The 23,109-nt window shown below is 73.4% G+C and carries 27 protein-coding genes; 12 read left to right on the top strand and 15 right to left on the bottom strand.

Annotation, left to right across the window (positions count from 1 at the left end; translation table 11 throughout):
- Positions 1 to 3 precede the first annotated feature (3 nt).
- Both UW392_RS47860 and UW392_RS47855 read right to left on the bottom strand, forming a co-directional pair.
- A complete protein-coding gene (locus tag UW392_RS47860; RefSeq protein WP_320781649.1) occupies positions 4 to 606 on the bottom strand; it encodes an ATP-dependent Clp protease proteolytic subunit in 603 nt (200 codons plus the stop codon).
- Positions 607 to 608: 2 nt separating this feature from the next.
- Entirely contained in the window at positions 609 to 1,265 is a 657-nt protein-coding gene (locus tag UW392_RS47855) for an ATP-dependent Clp protease proteolytic subunit (RefSeq protein ID WP_320781648.1), read from the bottom strand.
- A gap of 225 nt (positions 1,266 to 1,490) precedes the next feature.
- Here UW392_RS47855 and UW392_RS47850 point away from each other — a divergent pair, with 225 nt between their 5' ends.
- A complete protein-coding gene (locus UW392_RS47850; protein WP_320781647.1) occupies positions 1,491 to 1,973 on the top strand; it encodes a VOC family protein in 483 nt (160 codons plus the stop codon).
- 108 nt (positions 1,974 to 2,081) lie between these two features.
- Complete coding sequence (locus UW392_RS47845) at positions 2,082 to 3,038, top strand: TerC family protein (protein ID WP_320781646.1); 957 nt, start codon at positions 2,082 to 2,084, stop codon at positions 3,036 to 3,038.
- Between the two features lie 25 nt (positions 3,039 to 3,063).
- Here UW392_RS47845 and UW392_RS47840 read toward each other — a convergent pair whose 3' ends face one another.
- The 3 genes from UW392_RS47840 to UW392_RS47830 all read right to left on the bottom strand — a co-directional run bounded on the left by UW392_RS47840 (position 3,064) and on the right by UW392_RS47830 (position 5,372).
- The gene (locus UW392_RS47840; protein WP_320781658.1) at positions 3,064 to 4,008 is read right to left on the bottom strand and encodes an SGNH/GDSL hydrolase family protein; all 945 of its coding nucleotides are present in this window, start codon (positions 4,006 to 4,008) and stop codon (positions 3,064 to 3,066) included.
- Between the two features lie 185 nt (positions 4,009 to 4,193).
- Positions 4,194 to 4,829, bottom strand: coding sequence for a DUF3105 domain-containing protein (locus UW392_RS47835; RefSeq protein WP_320781645.1), 636 nt, complete (start codon positions 4,827 to 4,829; stop codon positions 4,194 to 4,196).
- Between the two features lie 102 nt (positions 4,830 to 4,931).
- Entirely contained in the window at positions 4,932 to 5,372 is a 441-nt protein-coding gene (locus tag UW392_RS47830) for a hypothetical protein (RefSeq protein ID WP_320781644.1), read from the bottom strand.
- A gap of 203 nt (positions 5,373 to 5,575) precedes the next feature.
- Between UW392_RS47830 and UW392_RS47825 the strand changes: the two genes are divergently transcribed.
- Complete coding sequence (locus UW392_RS47825) at positions 5,576 to 6,373, top strand: VOC family protein (RefSeq protein WP_320781643.1); 798 nt, start codon at positions 5,576 to 5,578, stop codon at positions 6,371 to 6,373.
- A gap of 62 nt (positions 6,374 to 6,435) precedes the next feature.
- Positions 6,436 to 7,161, top strand: a complete 726-nt coding sequence (locus tag UW392_RS47820; RefSeq protein ID WP_320781642.1) for a ribonuclease H — start codon at positions 6,436 to 6,438, stop codon at positions 7,159 to 7,161.
- A gap of 85 nt (positions 7,162 to 7,246) precedes the next feature.
- Here UW392_RS47820 and UW392_RS47815 read toward each other — a convergent pair whose 3' ends face one another.
- Both UW392_RS47815 and UW392_RS47810 read right to left on the bottom strand, forming a co-directional pair.
- Positions 7,247 to 7,699, bottom strand: coding sequence for an SRPBCC family protein (locus tag UW392_RS47815; RefSeq protein ID WP_320781641.1), 453 nt, complete (start codon positions 7,697 to 7,699; stop codon positions 7,247 to 7,249).
- A gap of 76 nt (positions 7,700 to 7,775) precedes the next feature.
- The gene (locus UW392_RS47810; RefSeq protein ID WP_320781640.1) at positions 7,776 to 8,453 is read right to left on the bottom strand and encodes an AIM24 family protein; all 678 of its coding nucleotides are present in this window, start codon (positions 8,451 to 8,453) and stop codon (positions 7,776 to 7,778) included.
- 134 nt (positions 8,454 to 8,587) lie between these two features.
- Here UW392_RS47810 and UW392_RS47805 point away from each other — a divergent pair, with 134 nt between their 5' ends.
- Positions 8,588 to 9,283, top strand: a complete 696-nt coding sequence (locus tag UW392_RS47805; protein ID WP_320781639.1) for an NUDIX domain-containing protein — start codon at positions 8,588 to 8,590, stop codon at positions 9,281 to 9,283.
- A gap of 4 nt (positions 9,284 to 9,287) precedes the next feature.
- Here UW392_RS47805 and UW392_RS47800 read toward each other — a convergent pair whose 3' ends face one another.
- Positions 9,288 to 10,205, bottom strand: a complete 918-nt coding sequence (locus UW392_RS47800; RefSeq protein ID WP_320781638.1) for a LysR family transcriptional regulator ArgP — start codon at positions 10,203 to 10,205, stop codon at positions 9,288 to 9,290.
- Positions 10,206 to 10,294: 89 nt separating this feature from the next.
- On the opposite strand from UW392_RS47800, the gene UW392_RS47795 reads away from it, so the two are divergent.
- From UW392_RS47795 to UW392_RS47785, 3 genes are all read left to right on the top strand, one after another.
- Positions 10,295 to 10,909 carry a LysE/ArgO family amino acid transporter gene (locus UW392_RS47795; protein WP_320781637.1) on the top strand — a complete coding sequence of 205 codons (615 nt, stop codon included), beginning with the start codon at positions 10,295 to 10,297 and terminating at the stop codon, positions 10,907 to 10,909.
- 71 nt (positions 10,910 to 10,980) lie between these two features.
- Positions 10,981 to 12,324, top strand: a complete 1,344-nt coding sequence (locus UW392_RS47790; protein ID WP_320781636.1) for an MFS transporter — start codon at positions 10,981 to 10,983, stop codon at positions 12,322 to 12,324.
- Between the two features lie 84 nt (positions 12,325 to 12,408).
- Positions 12,409 to 13,377, top strand: coding sequence for an aldo/keto reductase (locus tag UW392_RS47785; protein WP_320781635.1), 969 nt, complete (start codon positions 12,409 to 12,411; stop codon positions 13,375 to 13,377).
- Between the two features lie 18 nt (positions 13,378 to 13,395).
- Here UW392_RS47785 and UW392_RS47780 read toward each other — a convergent pair whose 3' ends face one another.
- Positions 13,396 to 14,637 (bottom strand): polysaccharide pyruvyl transferase family protein, encoded by a 1,242-nt coding sequence (locus tag UW392_RS47780; RefSeq protein ID WP_320781634.1) that lies wholly within the window; start codon positions 14,635 to 14,637, stop codon positions 13,396 to 13,398.
- A 127-nt stretch (positions 14,638 to 14,764) separates the two neighbouring features.
- Positions 14,765 to 15,658 carry an SDR family oxidoreductase gene (locus tag UW392_RS47775; protein ID WP_320781633.1) on the bottom strand — a complete coding sequence of 298 codons (894 nt, stop codon included), beginning with the start codon at positions 15,656 to 15,658 and terminating at the stop codon, positions 14,765 to 14,767.
- A gap of 177 nt (positions 15,659 to 15,835) precedes the next feature.
- Here UW392_RS47775 and UW392_RS47770 point away from each other — a divergent pair, with 177 nt between their 5' ends.
- Positions 15,836 to 16,153 (top strand): DUF6343 family protein, encoded by a 318-nt coding sequence (locus tag UW392_RS47770; protein ID WP_320781632.1) that lies wholly within the window; start codon positions 15,836 to 15,838, stop codon positions 16,151 to 16,153.
- 21 nt (positions 16,154 to 16,174) lie between these two features.
- Here the strand turns inward: UW392_RS47770 and UW392_RS47765 are convergent, their stop codons facing one another.
- Positions 16,175 to 16,981 (bottom strand): esterase/lipase family protein, encoded by an 807-nt coding sequence (locus tag UW392_RS47765; RefSeq protein ID WP_320781631.1) that lies wholly within the window; start codon positions 16,979 to 16,981, stop codon positions 16,175 to 16,177.
- Positions 16,982 to 17,171: 190 nt separating this feature from the next.
- Here UW392_RS47765 and UW392_RS47760 point away from each other — a divergent pair, with 190 nt between their 5' ends.
- The gene (locus UW392_RS47760) at positions 17,172 to 17,822 is read left to right on the top strand and encodes a formylglycine-generating enzyme family protein (RefSeq protein ID WP_320781630.1); all 651 of its coding nucleotides are present in this window, start codon (positions 17,172 to 17,174) and stop codon (positions 17,820 to 17,822) included.
- 32 nt (positions 17,823 to 17,854) lie between these two features.
- Here the strand turns inward: UW392_RS47760 and UW392_RS47755 are convergent, their stop codons facing one another.
- Entirely contained in the window at positions 17,855 to 18,388 is a 534-nt protein-coding gene (locus UW392_RS47755) for a DUF6624 domain-containing protein (RefSeq protein WP_320781629.1), read from the bottom strand.
- A gap of 314 nt (positions 18,389 to 18,702) precedes the next feature.
- On the opposite strand from UW392_RS47755, the gene UW392_RS47750 reads away from it, so the two are divergent.
- Together UW392_RS47750 and UW392_RS47745 are read left to right on the top strand one after the other, a co-directional pair.
- Positions 18,703 to 19,134: a hypothetical protein gene (locus tag UW392_RS47750; RefSeq protein ID WP_320781628.1), complete on the top strand. Its 432-nt coding sequence runs from the start codon at positions 18,703 to 18,705 to the stop codon at positions 19,132 to 19,134.
- A 296-nt stretch (positions 19,135 to 19,430) separates the two neighbouring features.
- Complete coding sequence (locus UW392_RS47745; RefSeq protein ID WP_320781627.1) at positions 19,431 to 19,922, top strand: MarR family winged helix-turn-helix transcriptional regulator; 492 nt, start codon at positions 19,431 to 19,433, stop codon at positions 19,920 to 19,922.
- Positions 19,923 to 19,944: 22 nt separating this feature from the next.
- Here UW392_RS47745 and UW392_RS47740 read toward each other — a convergent pair whose 3' ends face one another.
- The 3 genes from UW392_RS47740 to UW392_RS47730 are packed head-to-tail and all read right to left on the bottom strand — an operon-like array spanning position 19,945 to position 22,957.
- Positions 19,945 to 21,732 (bottom strand): SpoIIE family protein phosphatase, encoded by a 1,788-nt coding sequence (locus UW392_RS47740; protein WP_320781626.1) that lies wholly within the window; start codon positions 21,730 to 21,732, stop codon positions 19,945 to 19,947.
- Positions 21,729 to 22,793 (bottom strand): ATP-binding SpoIIE family protein phosphatase, encoded by a 1,065-nt coding sequence (locus UW392_RS47735; RefSeq protein WP_320781625.1) that lies wholly within the window; start codon positions 22,791 to 22,793, stop codon positions 21,729 to 21,731. Before UW392_RS47735 ends, UW392_RS47740 begins: the two co-directional genes overlap by 4 nt.
- Entirely contained in the window at positions 22,793 to 22,957 is a 165-nt protein-coding gene (locus UW392_RS47730) for a hypothetical protein (protein WP_320781624.1), read from the bottom strand. The genes UW392_RS47735 and UW392_RS47730 overlap by 1 nt, the downstream gene beginning before the upstream one ends.
- Positions 22,958 to 23,109 lie beyond the last annotated feature (152 nt).

The raw sequence follows: 23,109 nt of genomic DNA, 5'->3' as shown, positions 1-23,109 counted from the left end.
GGGTCAGACGCCCACCAGCCGCCGGCTCAGCACTTCGTCGGCCAGCCCGTACGCGACGGCCTCCGCCGCGGTGAAGACCTTGTCCCGGTCCATGTCCGCGCGGAGGGCCGCCACGTCGTGGTGCGTGTGCCGGGCGAGGACCTCCTCCACCTGGGAGCGGATGCGGACCATCTCCCGCGCCTGCAGGGCGAGGTCCGAGACCGTGCCCTGGCGGCCGCCGCTCGCGGGCTGGCCGAGCAGTACGCGCGCGTGCTCGAGCACGAAGCGCCGGCCCGGGTCGCCGCCCGCGAGCAGCACGGCCGCGGTGGAGGCCGCCTGCCCGACGCAGAACGTGGAGACCGGCGCCTGGACGAACGTCATCGTGTCGTAGATCGCCATCAGCGAGGTGAACGATCCGCCGGGCGAGTTGAGGTAGATCGCGATCTCCTGCTCCGGCGCCGCCGACTCCAGGTGCAGGAGCTGGGCGATGACGACGCCCGCCACCCCGTCGTCGATCTCGGTGCCGAGGAAGATGATCCGCTCGGACAGCAGCCTGCTGAACACGTCGTAGGACCGCTCGCCCTGCGGGGTGCGCTCGACGACGTTCGGAATCGTGTACGTCCCCATGGTCACAGACCCATCCGTCGTCGCGTCGTGGCCGGGCGCACCGTGTCGAGCGAGGTGACGACGTGGTCGACCATCCCGTACTCCCTCGCCTGCTCGGCCGTGAACCAGCGGTCGCGGTCACCGTCCCGGGAGATCGTCTCCGGAGTCTGGCCGGTGTGCTCGGCGGTGATGCGCTCGATGGTGCGCTTGGTGTGCTCCAGGTTCTCCGCCTGGATCTCGATGTCCGCGGTGGTCCCGCCGATGCCCGCCGACGGCTGGTGCATCATGATCCGCGCGTTCGGCAGGGCGTGCCGCTTGCCGTGCGTGCCCACGCTGACCAGGAACTGGCCCATGCTCGCGGCGAAGCCCATGGCCAGCGTCGACACGTCGTTCGGGATGAGCCGCATCGTGTCGTAGATGGCGAGCCCCGCGTGCACCGAGCCGCCCGGGCTGTTGACGTACAGGCTGATGTCGGTGCGCGGGTCCTCCGCCGACAGCAGCAGCAACTGGGCACAGACCCGGTTGGCGGAGACCTCGTCGACCTGTGTGCCGAGGAGGACGATCCGCTGGGCGAGCAGTTGTGCGGCCAGGTGGTCGTCGAACCGGGAAGGCGGGGTGTCCGCCTCCTCGGCCCGGGGCGCCGGGCGCGCGGCCGGGACGGCGGTGTCGAACAGGGTCATCGGTCCTCCATGTCGTCGGTCGTGGTTCCTTCGGGGCGCCGTGGTCGCCCGTCCCGTTCACTGTGTCCGGAGGAGGCGCCTGACAGGGGATTCCTCTGCCTGCGGCAGATCTGCCGAGAGCAGAGGTGACGGAGTGCGGGAGCGGCTCGCGCGCGGACCGATGAGTTCCCGGGCCCGGGCCGGTCTGTACGGGTGACGCTTTCGCCCTCTCCCGAGGAGGCCACTGTGCCCGCGTACGGATTCACCACCTGCCTGTGGTTCGACGGCCAGGCCGAGGAGGCCGCCGCCCACTACGTGTCGATCTTCAAGAACTCCCGGCTCGGAGGGGTGACGCGCTACACCGAGGCCGACCACGGCGCGCGCGTCGGCGCCGTGATGACGGTCGAGTTCGAGGCCAACGGACAGAAGTTCGTCGCCCTGAACGGCGGCCCGCAGTTCACCTTCAGCGAGGCCGTCTCGTTCCAGATCCACTGCGCGGACCAGGACGAGGTCGACCACTACTGGAACCGGCTCACCGAGGGCGGCGAGCCCGGCCCCTGCGGCTGGCTGAAGGACCGGTACGGACTGTCCTGGCAGGTCGTCCCCGTCCGGTTCATGGAGATGGTCAGCGACCCGGACGCGGAGCGGGTGGCCCGGGTCACCCGTGCCATGTACTCCATGAGCAAGCTCGACCTGCCCGCCCTGGAGCGGGCCTACGCGGGGGAGTGACGCGGGAGGCCGCCCGGTAACAGGTGTCGTCCTCCGGGTCTGGGTGGAAGTGATGCGGGCAGCAGAAGAGCTGACAGTTGCCCCACAGGCCCGGAGGAACGGACAACCGTGAACGTCACCCTGACCGGCTGGGTGCTGAGCGTCGCAGTGCTCTGCGTGCTCGTCGCCATCGATTTCTTCATCGGACGCAAGCCCCACGAGGTGTCGGTCAAGGAGGCCGGCGTCTGGTCGGCCGTCTGGGTCGCCCTCGCCCTCGTCTTCGGCGTCGGCCTGTGGGCCGTCGCCGGCAGCGCCCCCGCCGGTGAGTTCTTCGCCGGTTACATCACCGAGAAGTCGCTGAGCGTCGACAACCTCTTCGTCTTCGTGCTCATCATGGCGAAGTTCGCGGTGCCCACGCAGTACCAGCAGCGCGTGCTGATGGTCGGCGTCATCATGGCGCTCGTACTGCGGGCCGGCTTCATCGCGGCCGGCGCGGCGATCATCTCCACCTTCTCCTGGGTCTTCTACATCTTCGGCGCCTTCCTCATCTGGACCGCCTTCAAGCTCGTCCAGGACGCCCGCAAGGGCGGCCACGACGAGGAGTACGAGGAGAACAAGCTGCTCAAGACGGTCGAGCGGCGCTTCGGTGTGGCCGACCGCTACCACGGCACCAAGCTGTGGATCGAGGAGAACGGCAAGCGCGTCATGACGCCGATGCTGGTCGTCATGCTCGCCATCGGCTCGACCGACGTGCTGTTCGCCCTGGACTCCATCCCCGCCATCTACGGGCTGACGCAGGACCCGTACATCGTCTTCACGGCCAACGCCTTCGCCCTGATGGGCCTGCGCCAGCTGTACTTCCTCATCGGCGGCCTGCTGAAGCGGCTGGTGCACCTCTCCTACGGCCTGTCGATCATCCTCGGCTTCATCGGCGTCAAGCTGGTGCTGCACGCCCTGCACGAGTCCGGTGTGCACGTGCCCGAGATCGGCATCCCGTTCTCGCTCGGCTTCATCGTGCTCGTCCTCGCGGTGACCACCGTGACCAGCCTGCGGGCGTCGAGGAAGCAGGACGCGGACGCCGCCTGACGTCCGTTCAGCGGCCCCCGGGCTCTCAGCGCCGGGCGGCGTCCTCGGCGACGGTCCGGGCGATCGCCTCGGCCATGCGCCGGATGCCGGGGGAGGGGACCGGGCACGGCCGGGGCGTCGCGGTCGTGGGCGCCAGACAGAAGTGCAGGTGGTCGTCGGCGCGGTGCAGGGCCGTGCGGTCCTGGCCCGGCTGGGTGCAGTACGCGGAGTGCTCGCGCTCGTACGCCGTGCACGGCAGGTACCGCGTCCAGGCGTAGCGGTCCGAGGCCGGGCTGACCGCCCCGCCCGCGTCGGCGAGCAGGTCGCCGGAGGCGGCGGCCCGCTCCTCGTACACGGAGTTGATCCGGCGCACCCGGTCCGGGGCGATCGCGTCGGGTCCCTGGAGCACCCAGACGATGCGCGGCCGGCCGTCGCCCGCGGCGGCCTCGATCTGCTCGGTCAGCCGCTCGGCGTCGGACGCGTACCGCGTCAGGTAGGCGTTCCGCGCCCGGTCGTGGGTGATTCCCCGCATACAGGGGGTGTAGCCCCACGCGTTGCCCCAGAACTGCAGCACCACGTAGTCGGGGCGCGTGGCGCGCACCAGGGCGGCGGCCTTGTCCCGCGCGGGCACCAGCGACCGCTCGGTGGGGCCCTCCAGGTAGTCGCACAGGGCGGTGCCCGGGTAGGGGGCGCTGCGGTAGCGGGCGCCGGCCCGGTCGCGCAGCTCCCGGCCCAGTACCTGCTGGTTCTCCACGGCGAGGGAGTCGCCCAGGTAGAGGACCACGGGCGCCTTCGTCCGGGATCCGCCCGCCTTGTTCGAGGCGTCGCGGGAGGCGGACGCCTCCGGGGGGAGCACCGCACCCCTGCTGCGGACGACGGTCGGCGCCGGTTCCCGCTTCGGGGGCACCGCCCCGTCATCGGACACCGGGTCCCCGCACGCGCCCAGCAGCGAGGCGGCCAGCAGCAGGCCCACGATCCACGGTCCTCGCACACGCATCTCCCGTACCTCGCGCCCGGCCACCGAACGGTTCCCCAGGCAAGCACAGCCGGGCCCGCGGAACCAGGGGGACACGACGGGGACCGGGCGGAAGGGTGAGGACGGAGGCGAGGGGACGCGAGCGAGCGGACCGCCACGGGGGCGCCCGGCCGGTACGGCGGGTGCCCCCGGTGGCGCGGTCAGGGAGCCAGGCCCCCCGTGCAGGCGGCACCCGGCTCCGGGGTCTGCTCGCCCTGCACGTACTTGTCGAGGAAGGTCTGCACCCGTGCGTCGGAGGCCGAGTCCACGTTCAGCTGGTGCCCCCACGCGCTGAGGGTGATCGGCGAGGACTGCTCCTCGTACGGGCTCATGAACGTGTACGTGGTCCGCTCGACCTTGTCGGTCAGCTGCTCCACGTCGGCCTCGGCCGCCTCGTCGTTGTACGTGATCCAGACGGCACCGTGCTCCAGGGCGTGCACGGCGTTCTCGTTCGGCAGCTGGTTCGTGTACACCTGCTTGTCGCAGTTGACCCAGATCTGGTTGTGGTCGCCGCCGACCGGCGGGGTCATCGGGTAGTCGACCGCCGTGGTGACGTGGTTCTGGGAGAGGTCCGACCAGCTCTTCACGCCCTCGATGGGCGCCGCGGCGGCCTGTTCCTTCTCCTCGCCGGCGGACCACAGGGTGTAGCCGCCGGCGACCAGCCCGGCGACGACGACGACGGAGACGCCGATCGTGATCAGCCGGTTGCGCCGTTCACGGGCCTGTTCGGCCCGGCGCAGCTCCTCGATGCGGGCGCGGCGCGCCGCGTTCTTGCTCTTCTGGTTCGACGAACCCATGGCGATGTCCTTCTCCCCGCCGTGCCGTCGTCTTCGGGCAGGGCGGTACTGCGGTGGTCTTCGGGGTCGAGGTGGGAGGCGCGGCCGGTGCGGCCGTGCCGTCTAGACCCGAAGCAGTTGCAGTTCGTGGAGATCGGGGGGCCGGGCGGCGCCCGGTTCCCGGGACGGTCCGGCGGGCCGTCCCGCCGGACCGGTCGAGGGCTGTCCGAGCGCGGGGGAGCGGTCCGCCCCGAGGTGCGGTGCCTGCGCGGGGACGCCGTGGTGGTCCCGCCCGTGGCAGTGGTGACCGCCGGGGTCCTCCTCGCAGGGCTGCCGGTCCGCGTGCCGGGGCGGGCCCACGGCGTCCAGGGGCTGCTGGGGGCCGGGCGCGGCCGTGGGCGCGGACACCGGGGACGGCGTCGGTGCCCCGGCCGCCCGCGCCGCGGGCGTGCCCACGCAGAACAGCGCGAACGTCGCCGCCACCACCAGGACCACGAGCAGCGCACGCCCCCACGGGCTCCGGGTACGCGACAGCGCCGTACGGCGCGGGCGGGAACCGGACACGGGAGGCCTGACGACTCGGGGGACGGGTGAGCAGGAACAACAGTACGAGCGCGCTGAAATTACCAGACCCGGACGAGCGGGCCCGCCCCCCGCCGGGCAGCAGTCCGGCACAGTCTGTCGTTCCGGGCGCGCGGCCCGCCCGGGCCTGGCTAGCGTGAGGCGCGACAGCAGAACCGTCCGTCGACGCGAGGAGGGCCGCGATCATGGCCGTTCCACCCGAGGGAACCCCCTGCTGGGCCGAAGCGATGTTCCGCGACGTGGAAGGGGTGAAGAGCTTCTACGGTGACGTCCTGGGCTGGACGTTCCGTGAGCTGCCGACCGACTACGGCAGGTGCACCCAGGCATGCGCCGACGGCCGGGCGGTCGCCGCCGTGGTGCCGCCGGTCCCCGGCCAGGAGGACCGCTCCACCTGGTGCGTCCACCTCGCCTCGCCGGACGTCGTGGCCACCGCGGCCCGCATCCGTGAGCACGGCGGCGACATCCTCGTGGAGCCGGTGCAGGCCGACGACCTGGGCGCCGTGCTGCTGGCCCGCGATCCGGGCGGCGTCGTCTTCGGTGTCTGGCAGGCCGGCACCCACGAGGGGTTCGAGGTGACCGGCGTCCCCGGCGCCTACTGCTGGGCCGAGATCCTCACCCGCGCACCCGAGACGTCCGACGCGTTCTTCCCGGCCGTCTTCGGCTACCGGGCCAAACAGCTGGACGACCCGGGGGTGGACTTCCGCCTCTTCGGCGTCGGCGAGGACACGGTGCTGGGCCGGATGCGGATGACGGACGCGTTCCCGCCCGGCACGCCGCCGTTCGTCAACCTGTACTTCGCCGTCGAGGACTGCGACGCCACGGTCGCCACGGCGACCCGGTGGGGCGCCGTCGTGCGCTCCGGCCCGGCGGACAGCCCGTTCGGCCGCTCCGCCACGCTCGGCGACCCGTTCGGCGCCCCGTTCTCCGTCATCGACACCGGCACCACCCGGGGCGACGTCCCGAAGGCGCACGACGTGACCTGAACCGGTGCCCTGGAACGATCACGACCGCCCGCCCCGTGACGGGCCGGGCGGGTGCGCATGGCATGATCGGTGCCATGCTCGAACGTGTTGTGGCCGCCTGTGACGGGGCGTCGAAGGGTAACCCCGGACCGGCCGGCTGGGCCTGGGTGGTCGCCGACGGCGCTCAGACGCCTGCCCGTTGGGAGGCCGGCCCGCTGGGCAGGACCACGAACAACGTCGCGGAACTCACCGCGCTGGAAAGGCTGCTCACGGCCGTCGACCCGGAGGTCCCGCTGGAGATCCGGATGGACTCCCAGTACGCGATGAAGGCCGTCACCACCTGGCTGCCCGGCTGGAAGCGCAAGGGCTGGAAGACCGCCTCCGGAAAGCCCGTCGCCAACCAGGAGCTCGTCGCGCGCATCGACGAGCTGCTCGACGGCCGCTCGGTGGAGTTCCGCTACGTCCCCGCCCACCAGGTCGACGGCGACCGCCTCAACGACTTCGCCGACCGCGCCGCGAGCCAGGCGGCCATCGTGCAGGAGCCCGCGGGCAGCGCCCTCGGCTCCCCGGAACCGCCGCCCTCGCCCGACACCCCGACGGCGTCGGCTCGCCGGGTCCCCGCCGCCCGGTCCGGGTCGGGCTCCGGGAAGCCGGCCCGCCGCGGAAGCTCCTCCCGCACCCTCAAGGCGAAGTTCCCGGGCCGCTGCGTCTGCGGCCGTGCGTACGCGGCGGGGGAGCAGATCGCCAAGAACGACCAGGGCTGGGGCCACCCGGAGTGCCGTACGGCGGCGGGCCGCGCGGAGGCGTAGCGGACCCGCACCGCACACGTCCGAGGGGCCGGGGAGCGCGTCGTGCGCGCTCCCCGGCCCCTCACTGTCACGGGGCGGGCCCGGATCACCGTACGGTGCCGCGCCACTCCCCGGTCTCGTGGCCGCGGTGCTCGATGTACTCCTTGAAGCGCGCCAGGTCACCCTTGGCCTGCCGCTTCACGAAGCCGAGCTTGTCGCCGACGGTCTCGGTGAGGCCGTGCGGATCGAAATCCATCTGCAGCATCACCTTCGTGTGCCCTTCGCCGAGGTGGTGGAAGGTGACCACACCCGCCTGGCGCGACTCGCCGCCGACCGTGGTCCAGGCGACCCGCTCGTCGGGGATCTGCTCGGTGATCTCCGCGTCGAACTCCCTGCGCACCCCGTCCACATTGGTCACCCAGTGCGTGAGTGTGTCGGAGCGCTGCTCGATCTTCTCCACCCCGCTCATGAACCGGGGGAAGGACTCGAACTGCGTCCACTGGTTGTACGCGGTCTGGACCGGGACGTCGACCTCGACGGACTCCTCTACCTGCGACACTGCTTCCTCCTAGGGTGCGGATTCCTCGCGTTCGCGGTGCCCGGGTACCCGCGCCCCCGAGGGCGAACCCACCGGCTCAGTGCTGCTGCGCCTTCGGCGGTGTCGCCTCGCTCGGCCGTACCACCACGAACCCCTCGCCCTCCAGCCTCAGCTGCACGGCCTCCCCGGAACCGCCGCGGATCATCGAGCCGAAGGACTGCGACCGGTGCAGCGAGGTGGCGAGCTGTGCCGTCCAGCCCACCACGGCGTCGGTGTCGACGAAGACGGGCAGCCGCGGCGAGACCGGGATGACGAGCGGAGTGCCGTCACAGACCAGCCCGAGCCTGCCCTGCCCGGTGAAGACGCTGTTGAACAGCCCGCCGCCGGTGATGCCCGCGCCCTTCACCGTCTTGATCTCGTACGCCAGCGAGGCGTCGAAGCACAGCACGTTGCGCCCGTTGACGGTGAAGACGTCACCGGGCTCGACGTCGACGACGAAGCAGTTCTGCGCCTCGTGCGCGAACCAGGCCTCGCCCTGCCCGCGGACCGTCATCAGCGGCAGCCCCTCACCGGTGACGGCCCGCTTGAGCAGGCCGCCCACGCCCTGACCCTTCCGTTCGAACTGCAGGTTCCCCCGGTAGGCGATCATCGCCCCCTGCCGGGCGAGCATCTCGCCGTCCACGGTGTACTTGATCGACTTGGCGTTCTGCACGGTCATGCCTGGTACGGAGGCCGGCTGCACCAGGTGCTCGCCCGAGAAAAGATCACCCTTCATGCCAGGCATGGTGTCCCGGAGCCGATGGTTCCGCCAACCTTCGCCCCGCACCGCACGACGGGTCACCGGCGTCGCCGTCGCGGGGAACAGGACTCCGGCTCCGGCACCGGCGGGCGGGGATGGTAGAAGCGGTCATGACCGATTCCCACGAAGCCCGCGCGACGACCGCGGGCGCCGGCCTCCCCGACGGCCGCGGCCGCACCGACCTGGACCGGACCGGCCTGGACCTCACCGGCAACCCGCGGGTGAAGGTGCGGGACGTACGGCTGCTCTCCAGCCACTGGTACGTGGAGCGCACCACCACCTTCGACTTCCGGCACGCCGACGGCACCTGGAGCACCCAGGAGCGCGAGACGCACGACCGCGGGAACGGCGCCACCGTCCTGCTGTACGACGCCGAGCGCGCGACCGTGCTGCTCACCCGGCAGTTCCGCTATCCCGTGTACGTCAACGGCCACCCCGACGGCATGCTGGTCGAGACGGCCGGCGGGCTGCTCGACGAGGAGGACGAGCACCCCGAGGTCGCCGTGCGGCGCGAGGTCGTGGAGGAGACGGGACACACCGTCGGGGAGGTCCGGCACGTCTTCGACGTCTACATGAGCCCGGGTTCGGTGACCGAGCGGGTGAGCTTCTACGCCGCCCCGTACGGCCCGTCGACCCGCACCCACCGGGGCGGCGGCCTGGCGGAGGAGGGCGAGGACATCGAACTCGTCGAGCTGCCCTTCCGGCGCGCCCTGGAGATGATCCGCACCGGTGAGATCGCCGACGCGAAGACGATCATGCTGTTGCAGTGGGCCGCGCTGGAAGGACCGTTCGGCTCCGGGGCGTGAGCGCTCAGGGTTCGAGCGCCCGGGCGGCCGCGGCCGCGACGGCGTCGGCGACCGCGGTGAGGGCGGGGGAGTCCAGCTTCCACTGCTGCCAGTACAGCCGGACCGTGACATCGCGGTCCGGCGGCGCCAGGCGCACCAGCCGGCCGGTGTCGAGCAGCGGTCCGGCCTGCACCGCGGGCACCATGCCCCAGCCGAGACCGGCCGTCACCGCCGTGACGAACCCCTCCGAGGTCGGCATGGCGTGCCGCCGCCCGCCGGCGCCGGCCCGTCCGCCCCGTCGCAGACGACGGACGAACCCGTCCTGGAGGTCGTCGTGGCGGTCGAACGTCACCACCGGCGCGTCGGCGATCACCTCCCGCAGCGGTACGTCCCGCCCGGTGCCGAGCCACCGCCGGGCGAAGGCGGGCTGCGCCGCCGGCACGTACCGCATCCCGCCCAGGACGCGGACCAGGCACCCGGCCACCGCGTCGGGGGAGGAGGTGACCGCCGCCATCACCAGCCCCTCCCGCAGCAGCCGGGCGGTGTGGGCCTCGTCCTCGCGGTGCAGCTCGTAGCAGGGGCGCAGCTCGTCGGGCACCTGGGTGAGGGCGGGCAGGAACCACGTCGCGAGCGAGTCCGCGTTCACGGCGATCGGCAGCCGGGCGGAGCCGGCGGAGTCGCTCATGCCGAGCGCGGTGTGCGCGTCCTGCTCCAGGCGGGCGAGCTGACGGGCGAAGCGGACGACCGCCTCACCCGACTCGGTCGGTCGCACCGGTTTCGCCCGGATCAACAGGACGCGGCCCGTGCGCTGCTCCAGCGCCTTGACCCGCTGGCTCACCGCGGACGGCGTGACGTGCAGGACGCGGGCCGCCGCGTCGAACGTGCCCTCGTCCACCACGGTGAGCAGCGTGCGGACCAGGTCGAGGGGGAGTTCCTGGGTCATGGGCGCATCCGACGAGTCATCACGAGCGCTAATGGTACGTAAGAATCTTTAGCTGTACTGATCGATCGCGCGCTCGTAGCGTCGGGTGGGTGAACAGCGCACTGACCGCCGTCGCCGCCGGGTTCGGCACCGGCCTCTCCCTCATCGTCGCCATCGGCGCCCAGAACGCCTTCGTCCTCCGGCAGGGCATCCACCGGAACGCGGTGCTGCCCGTCGTGGTCATCTGCGCCCTGTCCGACGCGGTGCTGATCGCGCTCGGCGTCGGCGGCGTCGGCGCCGTGGTGGTGGCCTGGCCGGCCGCCCTGACCGTGGTGGGCCTGGTCGGGGGAGCGTTCCTGCTGGGTTACGCGGTGCTGGCCGCGCGGCGCGCGCTGCGGCCCGGGGCCCTGCACGCGGAGGGCGGTCCGACGGGGTCAATCCGCCGGGCCGTCCTCACCTGTCTGGCGCTGACCTGGCTCAACCCGCACGTCTACCTGGACACGGTCTTCCTGGTCGGTTCCCTCGCCGCGGACCGGGGTCCGCTGCGCTGGACCTTCGGTCTGGGCGCGGCCCTCGCCAGCCTGTGCTGGTTCGCGGCGCTCGGGTTCGGTGCCCGGCTGCTCGGCCGTCACCTGGCCCGGCCCTCGGCCTGGCGGGTACTGGACGGCCTGGTCGCCCTGGTGATGTTCGTCCTCGGGGGCACGCTGATCGCCGGGGCGCTGTAGCGCACGCCACTTCCCCCGCCGGGAGGTCGCACCGTCCGCCGTCCGGGTGATAGTGATGCACGGACAGAAAGATGTATCGAGCAACCAGGATGTCCGTGGACACGAGCGACACCAGCGAGAACAAGGCCGGCGGCCGGCCGGACGCCGACGACGGCACACCGGAACCGGAGGCGTCCCGGGCCCGCGGCTGGCGCCGCTGGGCGATGGACACCCGGCCGCTGCGCCGCCCCGCCTACCGGCGGCTGTGGACCTCGACCGTCGTCACGGCCGTCGGCAGCCAGCTGACCGCCGTCGCGGTGCCCAAGCAGATCTTCGACATCACGGGCTCCTCGGCCTGGGTCGGCTACGCGAGCCTGGCCGGCCTGCTGCCGCTGGTGGTGTTCGCGCTCTGGGGCGGCGCGGTCGCCGACAGCATGGACCGCCGCAAGCTCCTGCTGATCACCAACACCGGCATCGCCGTCACCTCGCTGCTGTTCTGGGTGCAGGCCGCCGTCGGGCTCGACTCGGTCCCGGTGCTGATGGTGCTGCTCGCCCTCCAGCAGGCGTTCTTCGGCCTCAACTCCCCGGCCCGCACCGCGTCCATAGCCCGCCTGGTGCCCGCCGCGGAACTCCCCGCGGCCAACGCCCTCGGCTCCACCGTGATGCAGACCGGCCTGGTGGCCGGGCCCCTGCTCGCCGGGGCCCTCATCCCGGTCGTGGGCCTCCCCGAGCTGTACCTGATCGACGCCCTCGCCCTGTGCGCCACCCTCTGGGCGGTCTACAGACTCCCGCCGCTGCCGCCCCTGGCCACGACTGTGAAGCGCCGGGCCGGCCTCCGCGAGGTCCTCGCGGGCTTCCGTTACATCTCGCTGCACAAGGTGCTGCTGCTCTCCTTCCTCGCCGACATCATCGCGATGGTCCTCGGCATGCCCCGCGCCCTCTTCCCACAGCTGGCCGCCGAGACCTACGCGCCCTACGGGGAGGGCCTGGCGCTCGGCCTGCTGTTCGCGGGCATCCCGGTGGGCGCCGTGCTCGGCGGACTGTTCTCGGGCACCTTCTCGCGGGCGCGCCGGCACGGGCTGATGGTCATCGCGGCGGTGGCGGCCTGGGGCGTGGCGATCACCGGCTTCGGCCTCAGCGAGAGCCTGTGGATCGCGGTCGCCTTCCTCGCCGTCGCCGGAGCGGCCGACATGGTCTCCATGGTCTTCCGCGGGGCCATCCTGCTGTCGGCCGCGACCGACGAGATGCGCGGCCGGATGCAGGGCGTCTTCACGGTGGTGGTCGCGGGCGGCCCGCGCCTGGCCGACGTGCTGCACGGCACGGCCGGTTCGGCCTTCGGCCCCCGCGCGGCGGTCGTGGGCGGCGGACTGCTGGTGGTGGCCGGCGCCCTGCTGCTCGCGACCGTGACACCGGCGCTGCGCCGCTACCGCGTCTGAGGCGGCCACGCCGCCTCCCCGCCCCGCCGGTACCTCCGTACGCTGCTCCCACAGGCGTACCACCCAAGGACAGGAGTGACGACGATGCAGTACGTGAAGCTCGGTCGGACGGGGCTGGACGTGTCCCGGATCTGTGTGGGCTGCATGAGCTTCGGGGTGCCCGACCGCGGCCCGCACCCCTGGACCCTGGACGAGGAGGCGTCGCTGCCGCTGATCCGCCAGGCACTGGACGCCGGTATCAACTTCTTCGACACCGCCAACGTCTACTCCGACGGCACCAGCGAGGAGATCGTCGGCCGGGCCCTGCAGAAGTACGCGCGCCGTGACGAGATCGTGCTCGCCACCAAGGTGCACGGCGCCATGCACGCGGGCCCCAACGGCCACGGCCTCTCCCGCAAGGCGATCATGACGGAGATCGACAACAGCCTGCGCCGGCTGGGCACCGACCACGTGGACCTCTACCAGATCCACCGCTTCGACTCCGCCACCCCCGTCGAGGAGACGATGGAGGCCCTGCACGACGTGGTCAAGGCGGGCAAGGCCCGCTACATCGGGGCCAGCTCGATGTACGCCTGGCAGTTCGCCAAGGCCCAGCACACCGCCGAACGACACGGCTGGACGCGCTTCGTCTCCATGCAGAACCACTACAACCTGCTCTACCGCGAGGAGGAGCGCGAGATGCTCCCGCTCTGCGCGGACCAGCAGGTCGCCACGCTGCCCTGGAGCCCGCTCGCCCGCGGCCGGCTGGCCCGCGCCTGGGACACGGACACCGAGCGCAGCCGCACCGACAGGTTCGGCAGCACCCTGTACCGGGAGGGCGACCGCGAGATCGTCGACGCCGTGGGACGCGTCGCCGCCGCGCGCGGTGTCCCGCAGGCCCAGGTCGCGCTCGCCTGGCTGTTGCGTCAGGAGACCGTCGCCGCGCCCATCGTCGGCGCGACCAGGGCGCGGCACCTCGAGGACGCGGTCGCCGCCCTGAGCCTCGACCTCACCGACGAGGAGGCCGAGGAACTGGGACGGCCGTACACGACCCGCCCCGTCAGCGGTCACTGAGCGGGCGCCCAGGGGACCTCACGAGCTGACGGTCGCCTTCCGCGGCCCGCCCCGGACGGCGCCCCGCGCGCACAGGTGCGAGTCCGCGGCGGCCCCCGCCGCGCCGTCGATGGCGTCGAGCAGGGTCCGGCAGCGCACACAGGTCTCCCGGGCCGACTCGCACAGCTCCTGGACCCGGCCGCGCAGCTCGCCCCGCCGCTCGGGGAACTCGTCCCACAGCCGGTCCACCTCCGCGAGCAGCAGCCCGGCCTGCTCCCGGGCCACGCCCACCAGGCCCGGCGCACCCGTACGGCGCGCGAAGTCGAAGACCTTGCCCGCGTACGGCAGCGGCAGGACCGGCAGCCCCGACAGGGCCGCGAAGATCAGGAAGTGCAGGCGCATGCCGACGGCCAGGTCCAGGTGGCGCATGAAGCCGAGGACCTGGCCGGGGCTGTAGGAGCCGTGCAGGATGCGCCCGCGGTCGGGGGCGCTCATGTGGGACAGCACGGCGTGCGCGTGGCGGACGTCGTGGCGCTCCATCGGCATGAACACCACATGGGCGTCCAGCCGCCGCACCAGGAAGTCCGCCACGTCGGCGAGGAGGGCGTGGTAGTCGCCCTCGTCCAGCTTCTCGGCCGCCCGGCCGGGCTCGCGCACCGACATCCCCACCAGCCGCCGCCCGCTGGGGATGCCCTCCGCGAGCATCATCCGCGTGGTGAACGGCTCCGCGGACAGCAGCAGGGCGGGGTCGGCGGTGACGGTGACGTCCCGCTCGAGCCCCACCTCCTCCAGGACGAGCCGGGACTCCTCGTCCCGGACCACGACGTCGTCCATGGCGCGCAGGACGGTGCGCACCGCCTCCCGGTCGTCGGCCTCGTGCAGCGGGCCGGCCCCGACGGCGTACGCGAACGTCCGTACGCCCCGGTGCTGTGCCGCCCGCACCAGGCGCAGGTAGCGGCGGGCCTCGCTGTCGTAGAGGATGCCGCCCCCGCCCAGGACCAGCAGGTCCAGGCCGGACAGGGCGTCCAGGACCGGTCTCTGTGCGACGTTCTCCCAGGCCACCACCTCGTCGGCCGAGCCGTGGTGGGTGCGGGTGTGCTCGGTGTCGCGGCTGAAGACGACCAGCCTGGCGTCCGGGCGGTGCGCCCGCAGGCAGGCCAGCACGCAGGTCAGGATCGATTCGTCGCCGATGTTGAAACCGCCGTAGGAGCCGAGCACACCGATGCGCAGGGCCGTGTGCGGGCCGGGGCGGGAGTGGGGCTGCTGCACTGTGAGGGTCATGCGAGCCCTCCCGTCGCGTCGGATTCGGAGGAACCCGGGTTGCCTGCGAGACACCTTCGGAAACGCGCGTCCCGGAACAACCCGCCGGCCGGCCGACCGTTTCCCCGGCCCGCGGCGGCGCCGGACGCTAGGGGAGCGGTGTGCCGCCCGTCGCGTTGACGATCTCCGCGGTGATGTAGGACGCCTCCTGCGAGGCGAGGAAGACGTACGCGGGCGCCATCTCGGCGGGCTGGGCCGGCCGGCCGATGGGCGCCTGCTTGCCGAACTCCGTCGTGTCCGGCATCGTCGCCGGGATCAGCGGCGTCCACACCGGGCCCGGCGCGACCGCGTTGACGCGGATGCCCCGCTCGATGACCATCTGGGCGAGGCCCTTGGTGAAGTTCGCGATGCCGGCCTTGGACGTCGCGTAGTCCAGCAGGTGCGGACTGGGCTGGTACGCCTGCACCGAGGTCGAGTTGATGATGCTGCCGCCCTCGGGCATGTGCTGCAGCGCGAATTTGGACAGCCAGAAGAGGGCGTACAGGTTGGTGCGCATCACCCGGTCGAACTGCTCGGTGGAGATCTCCTCGATCCCGTCCGGCTGCGACATCTGGTACGCGGCGTTGTTCACCAGGATGTCGATGCGGCCGAACTCCTCGACGGCACGCTCGATCAGCGACCGGCAGTTCCCCTCCTCGCGGATGTCGCACGCCACGGGCACGGCACGCCGGCCGGCGTCCTCGACCAGGCGCGCGGTCTCCTGGGCGTCGTCCTTCTCCGCGTCCAGGTAGGTGAAGAGCACGTCCGCGCCCTCCCGGGCGAAGGCGAGGGCGACGGCCCGGCCGATGCCCGAGTCGCCACCGGTGATCACCGCCTTGCGTCCCTCGAGCCGGCCGCTGCCCCGGTACGACTCCTCGCCGTGGTCCGGCGGCGGGTCCATGGGGCCGGTCCAGCCGGGGTGCGGCTGCTCCTGGTCGGGGAGGTCGGGCTGCGGGTGCTGCTCGACGGGATTCTGCTGCTCGTTCACGGATGGCTCCCTCATGCGCCTCGTACGGTCTTCGTCGTGAGCCGCGCCGGGCCCGGTGGGGTCCGGCGCCGCCCGGCCCCAGTACCCGTGAGAACCCCTGCCACACGCCTGCCACCAGGACGGATTCGCAGGCGTGCCGGTGCCGGGAACAGGTACTCGCCCCCGCGGGAACGCAATTCCAGGAGGTGGGCCGTGAGCGCGCAACCCTCACATCCGTCGGACCGCCGGCCGGGCGGGAGGAGCGGCCGCAGCGGCACCGAGCCGCGGACCGCCCGCACCGCCCTGCGGCCGCGCCGGGCGCTGGCCGCCGTCTTCCTGCCCGTCTTCGCCGTCGCGGCCGTGCTGTTCGCCGTGTGGGCGGCGCACAGGGACGCCGGTGCCCGGCCCGACGCCACGGTCCTGACCGGCCTTGCCGTCGGGTGCGCCGTGCTGGCCCTCGTCACCGCGGTCGACCTGGTGGTCGTGGTACGGCGGCTGCGGCGGGGGGAGGACCCCCGGCCGCGTGCATGACACGGACGCCGTTCAGCCCGCTCAGCCCGCCAGGGGAAGCTCCGCCGTCCCGGCCAGCAGTCCGCGCACCGCGTCGATCACCGGCTGGTGCAGCGGCAGCATCAGATGGCCGACCCCGTGGACGAGCACGTTGCGGGCCCGCAGGTCCGGGTGGTCGAGACGGGCCCTGTTCGCCGGGACGACGGCCTCGTCCAGGTCGCTGTAGAAGCACACGAAGCGCGTACGGCAGCCGCCGCACGGCTCGGCGAGCTCGGCCAGCACCGGGCTCCCCGGGCGCAGTTGCCGCAGCAGGGGGTGCGGGGGCGCCCACTGGGCCATCGCGGTACCGCCGTGCGGCGTGGCCAGGGTGATCACCAGCGGGACGTGGGCGTCACCGCCCAGCCGCTGCACGCAGTAGCGCGCGATCAGCCCGCCGAGACTGTGCCCCACCACGCACACGGGCCGCCCACCGGTCAGCTCCCGCACCTGCGCCACCTGATCGCCCAGCGCCCGGGCCGCCGTGGGGATGTCCTGGTGGTAGGCGTTGTACGAGGCCGTCACGAAGGGCCCGGTGCCGCAGTCGTGCAGCCCGGCGCGCAGCCGGGAGAAGATCGAGGCGCGGTCGGCGAGCCCGTGCACGAACACCACCGGCAGGCCCGGCTCGTCCGCGCAGTCCGGTGGCGCCGCCTCGTGCTCGCCGCCGAGCCATCCGGTGACCTGCCGCGCGCCGCGTGCGGCCAGGTCGAGCGGCAGCCCGGCCAGCCGTACCGTGGCCCAGCCGGTCTCCAGGGCGGCGCCCCGCAGCAGTGTGAGCCACGGGACGGGGGGACGCGCATCTTCGCTCACCATGCTCCCGACCCCTTCCGGGGGACGGAGCCGGCCGGTGCTCGGACCCGGCTGCGCGAGTCCGCGCGCCGGCCGATCCCTTGAGTTTCTCGGACCCCACCAGTACCCGGACCGGGCACGCCGCACACGCGCCGTACGATGTCACTCCGCGGCGGCCCGGCACCACCGCCGGCGGACACGGGGGAGCGGGAGCATGATCAGTGTGACGGGGGGCCGGGTGACGCTGACCGACCGGCGGACCCGGCGCAGCCGGCCGGTCGACCTGGCCCCCTACCTGCTGTCGGCGCACCCGGTGACTCAGGAGCGGTACGCCCGGATCACCGGCGAGCGGCCGAGCGGCGTGCGGGGCGACCGGCTGCCCGTCGAGGGTGTCTCCTGGTGGGACGCGGTGCGCTACTGCAACGCCCTGTCGCGCCACGAGGGCCTGGCCCCCGCCTACCGCGTCGACGAGGCGGCCGAGCACATCACCTGGGACGGGTCCGCCGACGGGTACCGGCTGCCGACCGAGGCCGAGTGGGAGCACGCCTGCCGGGCCGGCACGACCGGCCCCCGGTACGGCGACCTGGACGACATCGCCTGGTACCGCGGCAACTCGGGGGAACGGGTGCACTCCGTGGGCGGCAGGCGGCCCAACCCGTGGGGGCTGCACGACATGCTCGGCAACGTCTGGGAGTGGTGCTGGGACCTGTACGACCCCGAGGTGTACGGCGCCTACCGGGTGCTGCGGGGCGGCGGCTGGTTCGACGAGCACTGGAGCTGCCGCGCCTCGGTGCGCCGCCGCAGCCATCCGAGCCTGCGGATCGACGACACGGGATTCCGGGTGGCGCGCTCCGTTCCCGGGTGACGGGCGACCGGACACGGGTGACCGGTGACGGCTCACAGCCCCCGCACACCCAGGCCGGAGCGGAGGGTGCGCAGGTGCTCGTCCAGCGGGCCGAGTCCCACGTCGCGGCGGCGCTCGTCCACCGTCGACGGGTGCCGCAGCGGGTACGGGGTGAGGGTGGCGGGGTCGATGCGCGTGCCGTAGAACTGCGGCTGGCCCAGCTCGACCGCGCAGTGGTCGGCTATGTACGCGTGGTGCACCACCGGGCACCCGCCGTCCGCCGCGGCCTCCGCGATCAGGTCGCGGCAGGTGAGCTGGAACCCCAGGTCCGGTGCGTGCAGCAGGATCATCAGCGCGGCCGTCGAGGCCGGCTCGCCGACCAGTTCGGCGCTGGGCCAGCCGTGGTGGGCGACCATCGCCCTGAGGGCCTCCGCGTTGTCCCCCCGGCAGCGCCGCACGCGGTACCGGCTCGGTGCGCCGGCGGGCGGGCGGGCCGCCCGGACGAGCCGCCGCTCCTCCTCGGCCCTGTGGAGCAGCTCCGCGGCGAGGGCCTCCTCCCGCACGGTCTCCTGGTACGGCCCGTTCATGCCGCCGTCCCCGTTCTCGGTTGTCCGTCCCGCACGGCGGCCACCCAGGTCTCGCAGCGAGTCGGCGCGGTGCGCCGCGTGCCCGCGTCCGGCGCCGACTCGCGGACGCGGCACCGGCGTTGGGGTCCCATCGGCCACAGTGGACGCCGGTTCCTCCGGTCCCCATGGTGGCCGATGGACGGGGACCGCAACCGGCGTTCCGGCAATTTCCCGGACGGCGGGTGCGGGGGAGCGGCGTGCACCCCGTGAACCGGGGAATCCGACGCGTCCGGCGGGATGTGTGGGAACGATCGGCATGTGGGAACCCGAGGGACATGAACGAGCCGAATGTGCCACCGAACAGCCGTGCGCTCGACGTTCACCTGGACCTCCTGCGCGTGAGCATGACGCCCGACGAGTACGAGCTCCTGCTCGGACTCGTCGCTCCGGTGCTGAGGGCGATCGAGGAGGAGGACCCCGCCCCGGTCGGCTTCGGACTGGACGACGAGGAGGCCGCGAGCGTCCCGGACAACATCCGCGACGAGGCGGCCCTGGTGGTCGCCACGGCCGTCACCGGCCGCCTCGACAACGAGCTGATCCAGATCGATGTGGAGGGGTGCGGGCCGGTCCGCATCGTCACCGACGCCGTCACCGCCTCCGACCCGGAGCGCTGCCGCGACATCGCCGACTGCATCCGCGACCGGCACAAGCAGGACGAGGAACTGCGGGGCATCGCCGAGGCCAGCGGCCTCCCGACCGAGTTGTGACCGCCCTGCCGCCCGCCCGGCGGAGCGGGCGGGGAGGGGCCCGTGAAGGCGGTTGTGTACTCCCGGACGCTTCGGGTAGCCCATCAGCATGACCGAGGACGAGGCCTTGTCCGGAGCCGACTGAAAGAGACACGTTCGTGGGTACCGCTGGAGCTGTTGGCCTGCCGGAACTCCGTGCCGCCCGCCGTGGCCGGCGGGCGCCCTCCGCAGGGAGGTGGAAGTCGTCGCCGGTGGTGCGTCCCGGACCGGGACGGTCCCCGGAGAGGCGGCCCCCTTCCTGCGGAGGATGACGGGCGGTGGAGTGGGAACAGCGCGCCGCCGTCCGCGAGGGCGAGGTCGCCCGGCAGGTGACCGATGCGGTGGAAAGCCTGGTGACGCTCTGGTTCGCCGCTGTGGAGGACGTCTCCCCGCGGCTGCCCGCCCGCCAGATACGGGCCCTGCGTGTCGTGCGCAGACGGCCCGAGCTCAACCTGACGGCGCTCGCCGAGCACCTGGACATCGGGCTGCCCACGGCCAGCCGGATGTGTGACCGGCTGGAGGCCGCGGGGCTGCTGCGACGGACCGTGCAGCCCGTGGACCGGCGTGAGGTGCAACTCGTGGTGACGGCCCACGGGGACCGGTTCCTGGCCGAGGTCACCGACCGGCTCTCCGGCTACCTCGGCACCGCGCTGGGCGCCCTGTCCCCGGGGCAGCGCACGGCGCTGGAGGCGGTCCTGCACGGCTTCCACGAGGCCCAGACCCTGGCGGACGCGCGGCCCGGGCCCCGCGGCGGCGGGGCCGAGGACTGACGCCCGCCGCCGGGGCGGACCGTCACAGACGCAGACCGGAGGAGAGCGGCCCCGGCGGCTCCACGACCTCCGGTGCTCCGCTGTGGACGTGGCAGAGCAGCAGGCACACGTCGTCGTCGTGCTCGGAGTCGTGCAGCAGCGGATGCAGCAGCCGGTCGGCCGAGGCGTCCAGGTCCGCGTCGAGCTCCTCGGGCCCGAACTCCGCGAGCGCGGCGGAGAGCCGGCGGATGCCCGGGTCGATGCCCTGGGCCCGGCGCTCCACCAGACCGTCCGTGTACAGCGCCAGCGTCGAGCCGGGCGGCAGCGGCACGGTGTGGTCCCCGATCTGCTGCCGCAGCGGGATGCCGAGCATGGCACCGGGCTTGGCGTCCAGCGCCCGCACCTGGCCGTCGGGGGTGCGCAGCACCGGCGGCGGATGCCCGGCGGCGGCCCAGGTGAGGGTGGGCTCGTCGGGGTGGAAGCGGGCGATGACGGCCGTCGCGTACAGGTCGGGCTGCAGGTGGTGCAGGAAGGTGTGCAGCCGGGTGAGGAGCTGGCCGGGACTGCCCCCGTCGACCGCGTAGGCGCGCAGCGCGGTGCGCAGCTGGCTCATCATCACCGCGGCGTGCAGCCCGTGCCCGGTCACGTCGCCGATGACGGTGATCAGGCCGCCGTCGGGCTGGCGGAAGGCGTCGTACCAGTCGCCGCCGACGTTCATGCCGCGGGTGGCCGGCAGGTAGCGCGCGGCGAGGCGCAGGCCCGGCGTCGCGGGCAGGTCCGTGAGCAGGGCGCGCTGCAGGGTCTCGGCGATGTCCCGGTTGTGCTCGAAGCGCTTGGCGTTCTCGATGGCGATGCTGACCCGCCGGGTCAGCTCGATCAGCATGACGGCGTCGTCGGCGTCCCAGCGCTCGTCGGGCGGTGTCAGCATCAGCACGCCGAGGGAGGCCCGCCGGGTCAGCACGGGGATGCACAGCAGCGGGCGGGCGGGGTCGAACGCGGACGGCGGCTGGTCGTCGACGCCGGGCAGCCCGCCGGGGTGGTCGGCCGCGTACTGCGGGCGTCCGCGGCGGGCCGCCAGCACGGCGGCGGCCGGCGGCGGCCCGCTGGGCCGGTGCTCGTGCTTGTCCTCGCCCTCCCCGTCGAAGAGCCATACGTCGACCGTGCGGGCGTACCGGGGCACCAGGACGGTGGGCAGCAGCTCCACGATCGCGTGGTGGTCCAGGGAGGCCGTCAGGGCGGCGCTCGCGTCGGCCAGGAAGGTCAGCCGCCCGCGCGCGTTCTCGGCCTCCCTGCGGGCCCGCTGCTCGGCGTCGAAGAGTTCCCGCTGCGCGCGTCCGGCCGCGTCGAGCTCGGCGTGCAGGGCGAGGACACCCTGGTTGGTCTGGTGCAGCTCCTCGCGGTGGAAGGCGACCAGCCGCTCCTCCTCGTCGAGCCGGTCCAGGACCAGGGCCGCGTCCTCGTCCGCGCCGAACAGGGCCTCCGCGAGCGACGCCGGATCATCCACCACGCGCTCCGGCCCGGCGCCGTCGCCGGCGCTGTCGTCGGGGCAGGCGACCGTCAGGTGCCAGGGCGTCGGCCGGTCGGCCACCGGGCGGTTCTCGGGCTCCACCTCGATGTCGATCCGGCCGCCCCCGGACGGCGCGGCCGTCGCCTCGGCGCTGAGCAGCCAGGTGCCGCCCTTGGTGAGGCACTGCCGCAGCTGCGCGGTGAGCGCGCTGACCAGACGGGTGCGCTCGACGGCGCCCAGTCCGTGCGCGGTGGCCAGCCGGGCCAGGGCGATACGGGCGCGCGCGGCGTCGGTGACGGTGCTGATGTGCCAGGTGCGGGTCATGAGGAGGGTTCCGGCGGGGAGGAGGGGCTCAGTACGGCGACGGCGATGTCGTCGCGTACCGGCCGGGCGGGGCTGCTCGCGTCACGCACGATCACGGCGGCGATCACAGCGGGGTCGAGGGAAGGGTGGTGGACGGCCGGGCCCGGGCTCCAGTCGCCCGGCAGGCCGTCGCTGTGCAGTACGAGGAGGCAGTCGTCCGCCCAGTCCACCTGCCGCTGGAGCGCCGCCGCCGGCCGGTGGGCGCCGACGATGCCGGGACGGCACGGCAGGGACCTCCAGCCGTCGCCGGTGCGGAGCCGGGCGCCGATGTTCCCGACGCCCGCGAAGCGCAGCAGCCGCGCGGCGAGGTCGAGCTGGGCCACGGCGACGGCCGCGCCCCGGGTGCCGCGCAGCGCGCCGTCCAGCCGCCGCAGCAGCTCCGCCGGCGGCAGCCGGTCCGAGCGGCGCAGCGCCTCGACGGCGGCCGAGGACGCGCGTGCCGCGTCCGGACCGTGGCCCAGGCCGTCGGCGAGCATCAGCGTCACGCGGTCACCCGAACGGACGAACGCCCAGGCGTCACCCGAGTGCTCCGCGCCGGCGAAGGGGATGTTGACGCCGCCGGCCCGTACCGGGAAACCGGGCCCGTCGGCGTCGGCGCGGTCGTCCCGGCCGTCACCGATCCGCGCCATGACGACCGTGCCGTGCCCCGGGAGGCTGTGCAGGGAGAAGTCGTCCGCGACCCGCCGGCAGGTGCCCAGACCGGCGCCGAGCGAGGAGGTCGTGGAGAAGCCGTCCCGCAGCGCGGCCGCGACGTCGCGGATGCCCGGGCCGTGGTCGACCGCGACGACCTGTACCCGCGCGGGCGAGCCGTCGGCCGTGAGCGGGGAGTCCACCGTGTCCACCAGGACCCGGCCGCCGCCCGCGTGCTCGAGCAGGTTGGTGGCCAGTTCGGTGGCCACGAGCGCGGCGTCCGCGGTGCGGTCGCCGTCCAGCCCCGCCCGGGCGGCCGCGGCCTCGGCGGCCACCCGCACGTCCCGTACGTGGGCCGGGCCGTGCACCGGGACCTCCCGTACGTGCGACATCACGGCTCCTCACGCGGCCGCGGCGGCGCGGCGACCCAGGACGTCACCGTCACGGGGGTGCCATGGCCGCGGGTGCCGTCGTGGACGAGATCACTGCGGGCGAACACCGGATCGAGCTCCGCGCCGACCGGCAGGCGGGTGGGGACACCGCCGGCTGTCCGCATCAAGGGCTCTCCCGACGTGGGCGCCGGTGTGCGACGGGGGCGGTCACCGGGTTCCCGACCCGCGCGGCGCGTGCGCCACGACGTCCGTTCCCGACCTGCCGCACGGGCGTCCCGTGCTGTGCTGTCGCTTCCTGCTCCGGCACGTACTTCTC

The sequence above is a fragment of the Streptomyces sp. CRN 30 genome (assembly GCF_034105845.1).
This window is presented reverse-complemented; position numbering and strand designations above follow the sequence as displayed.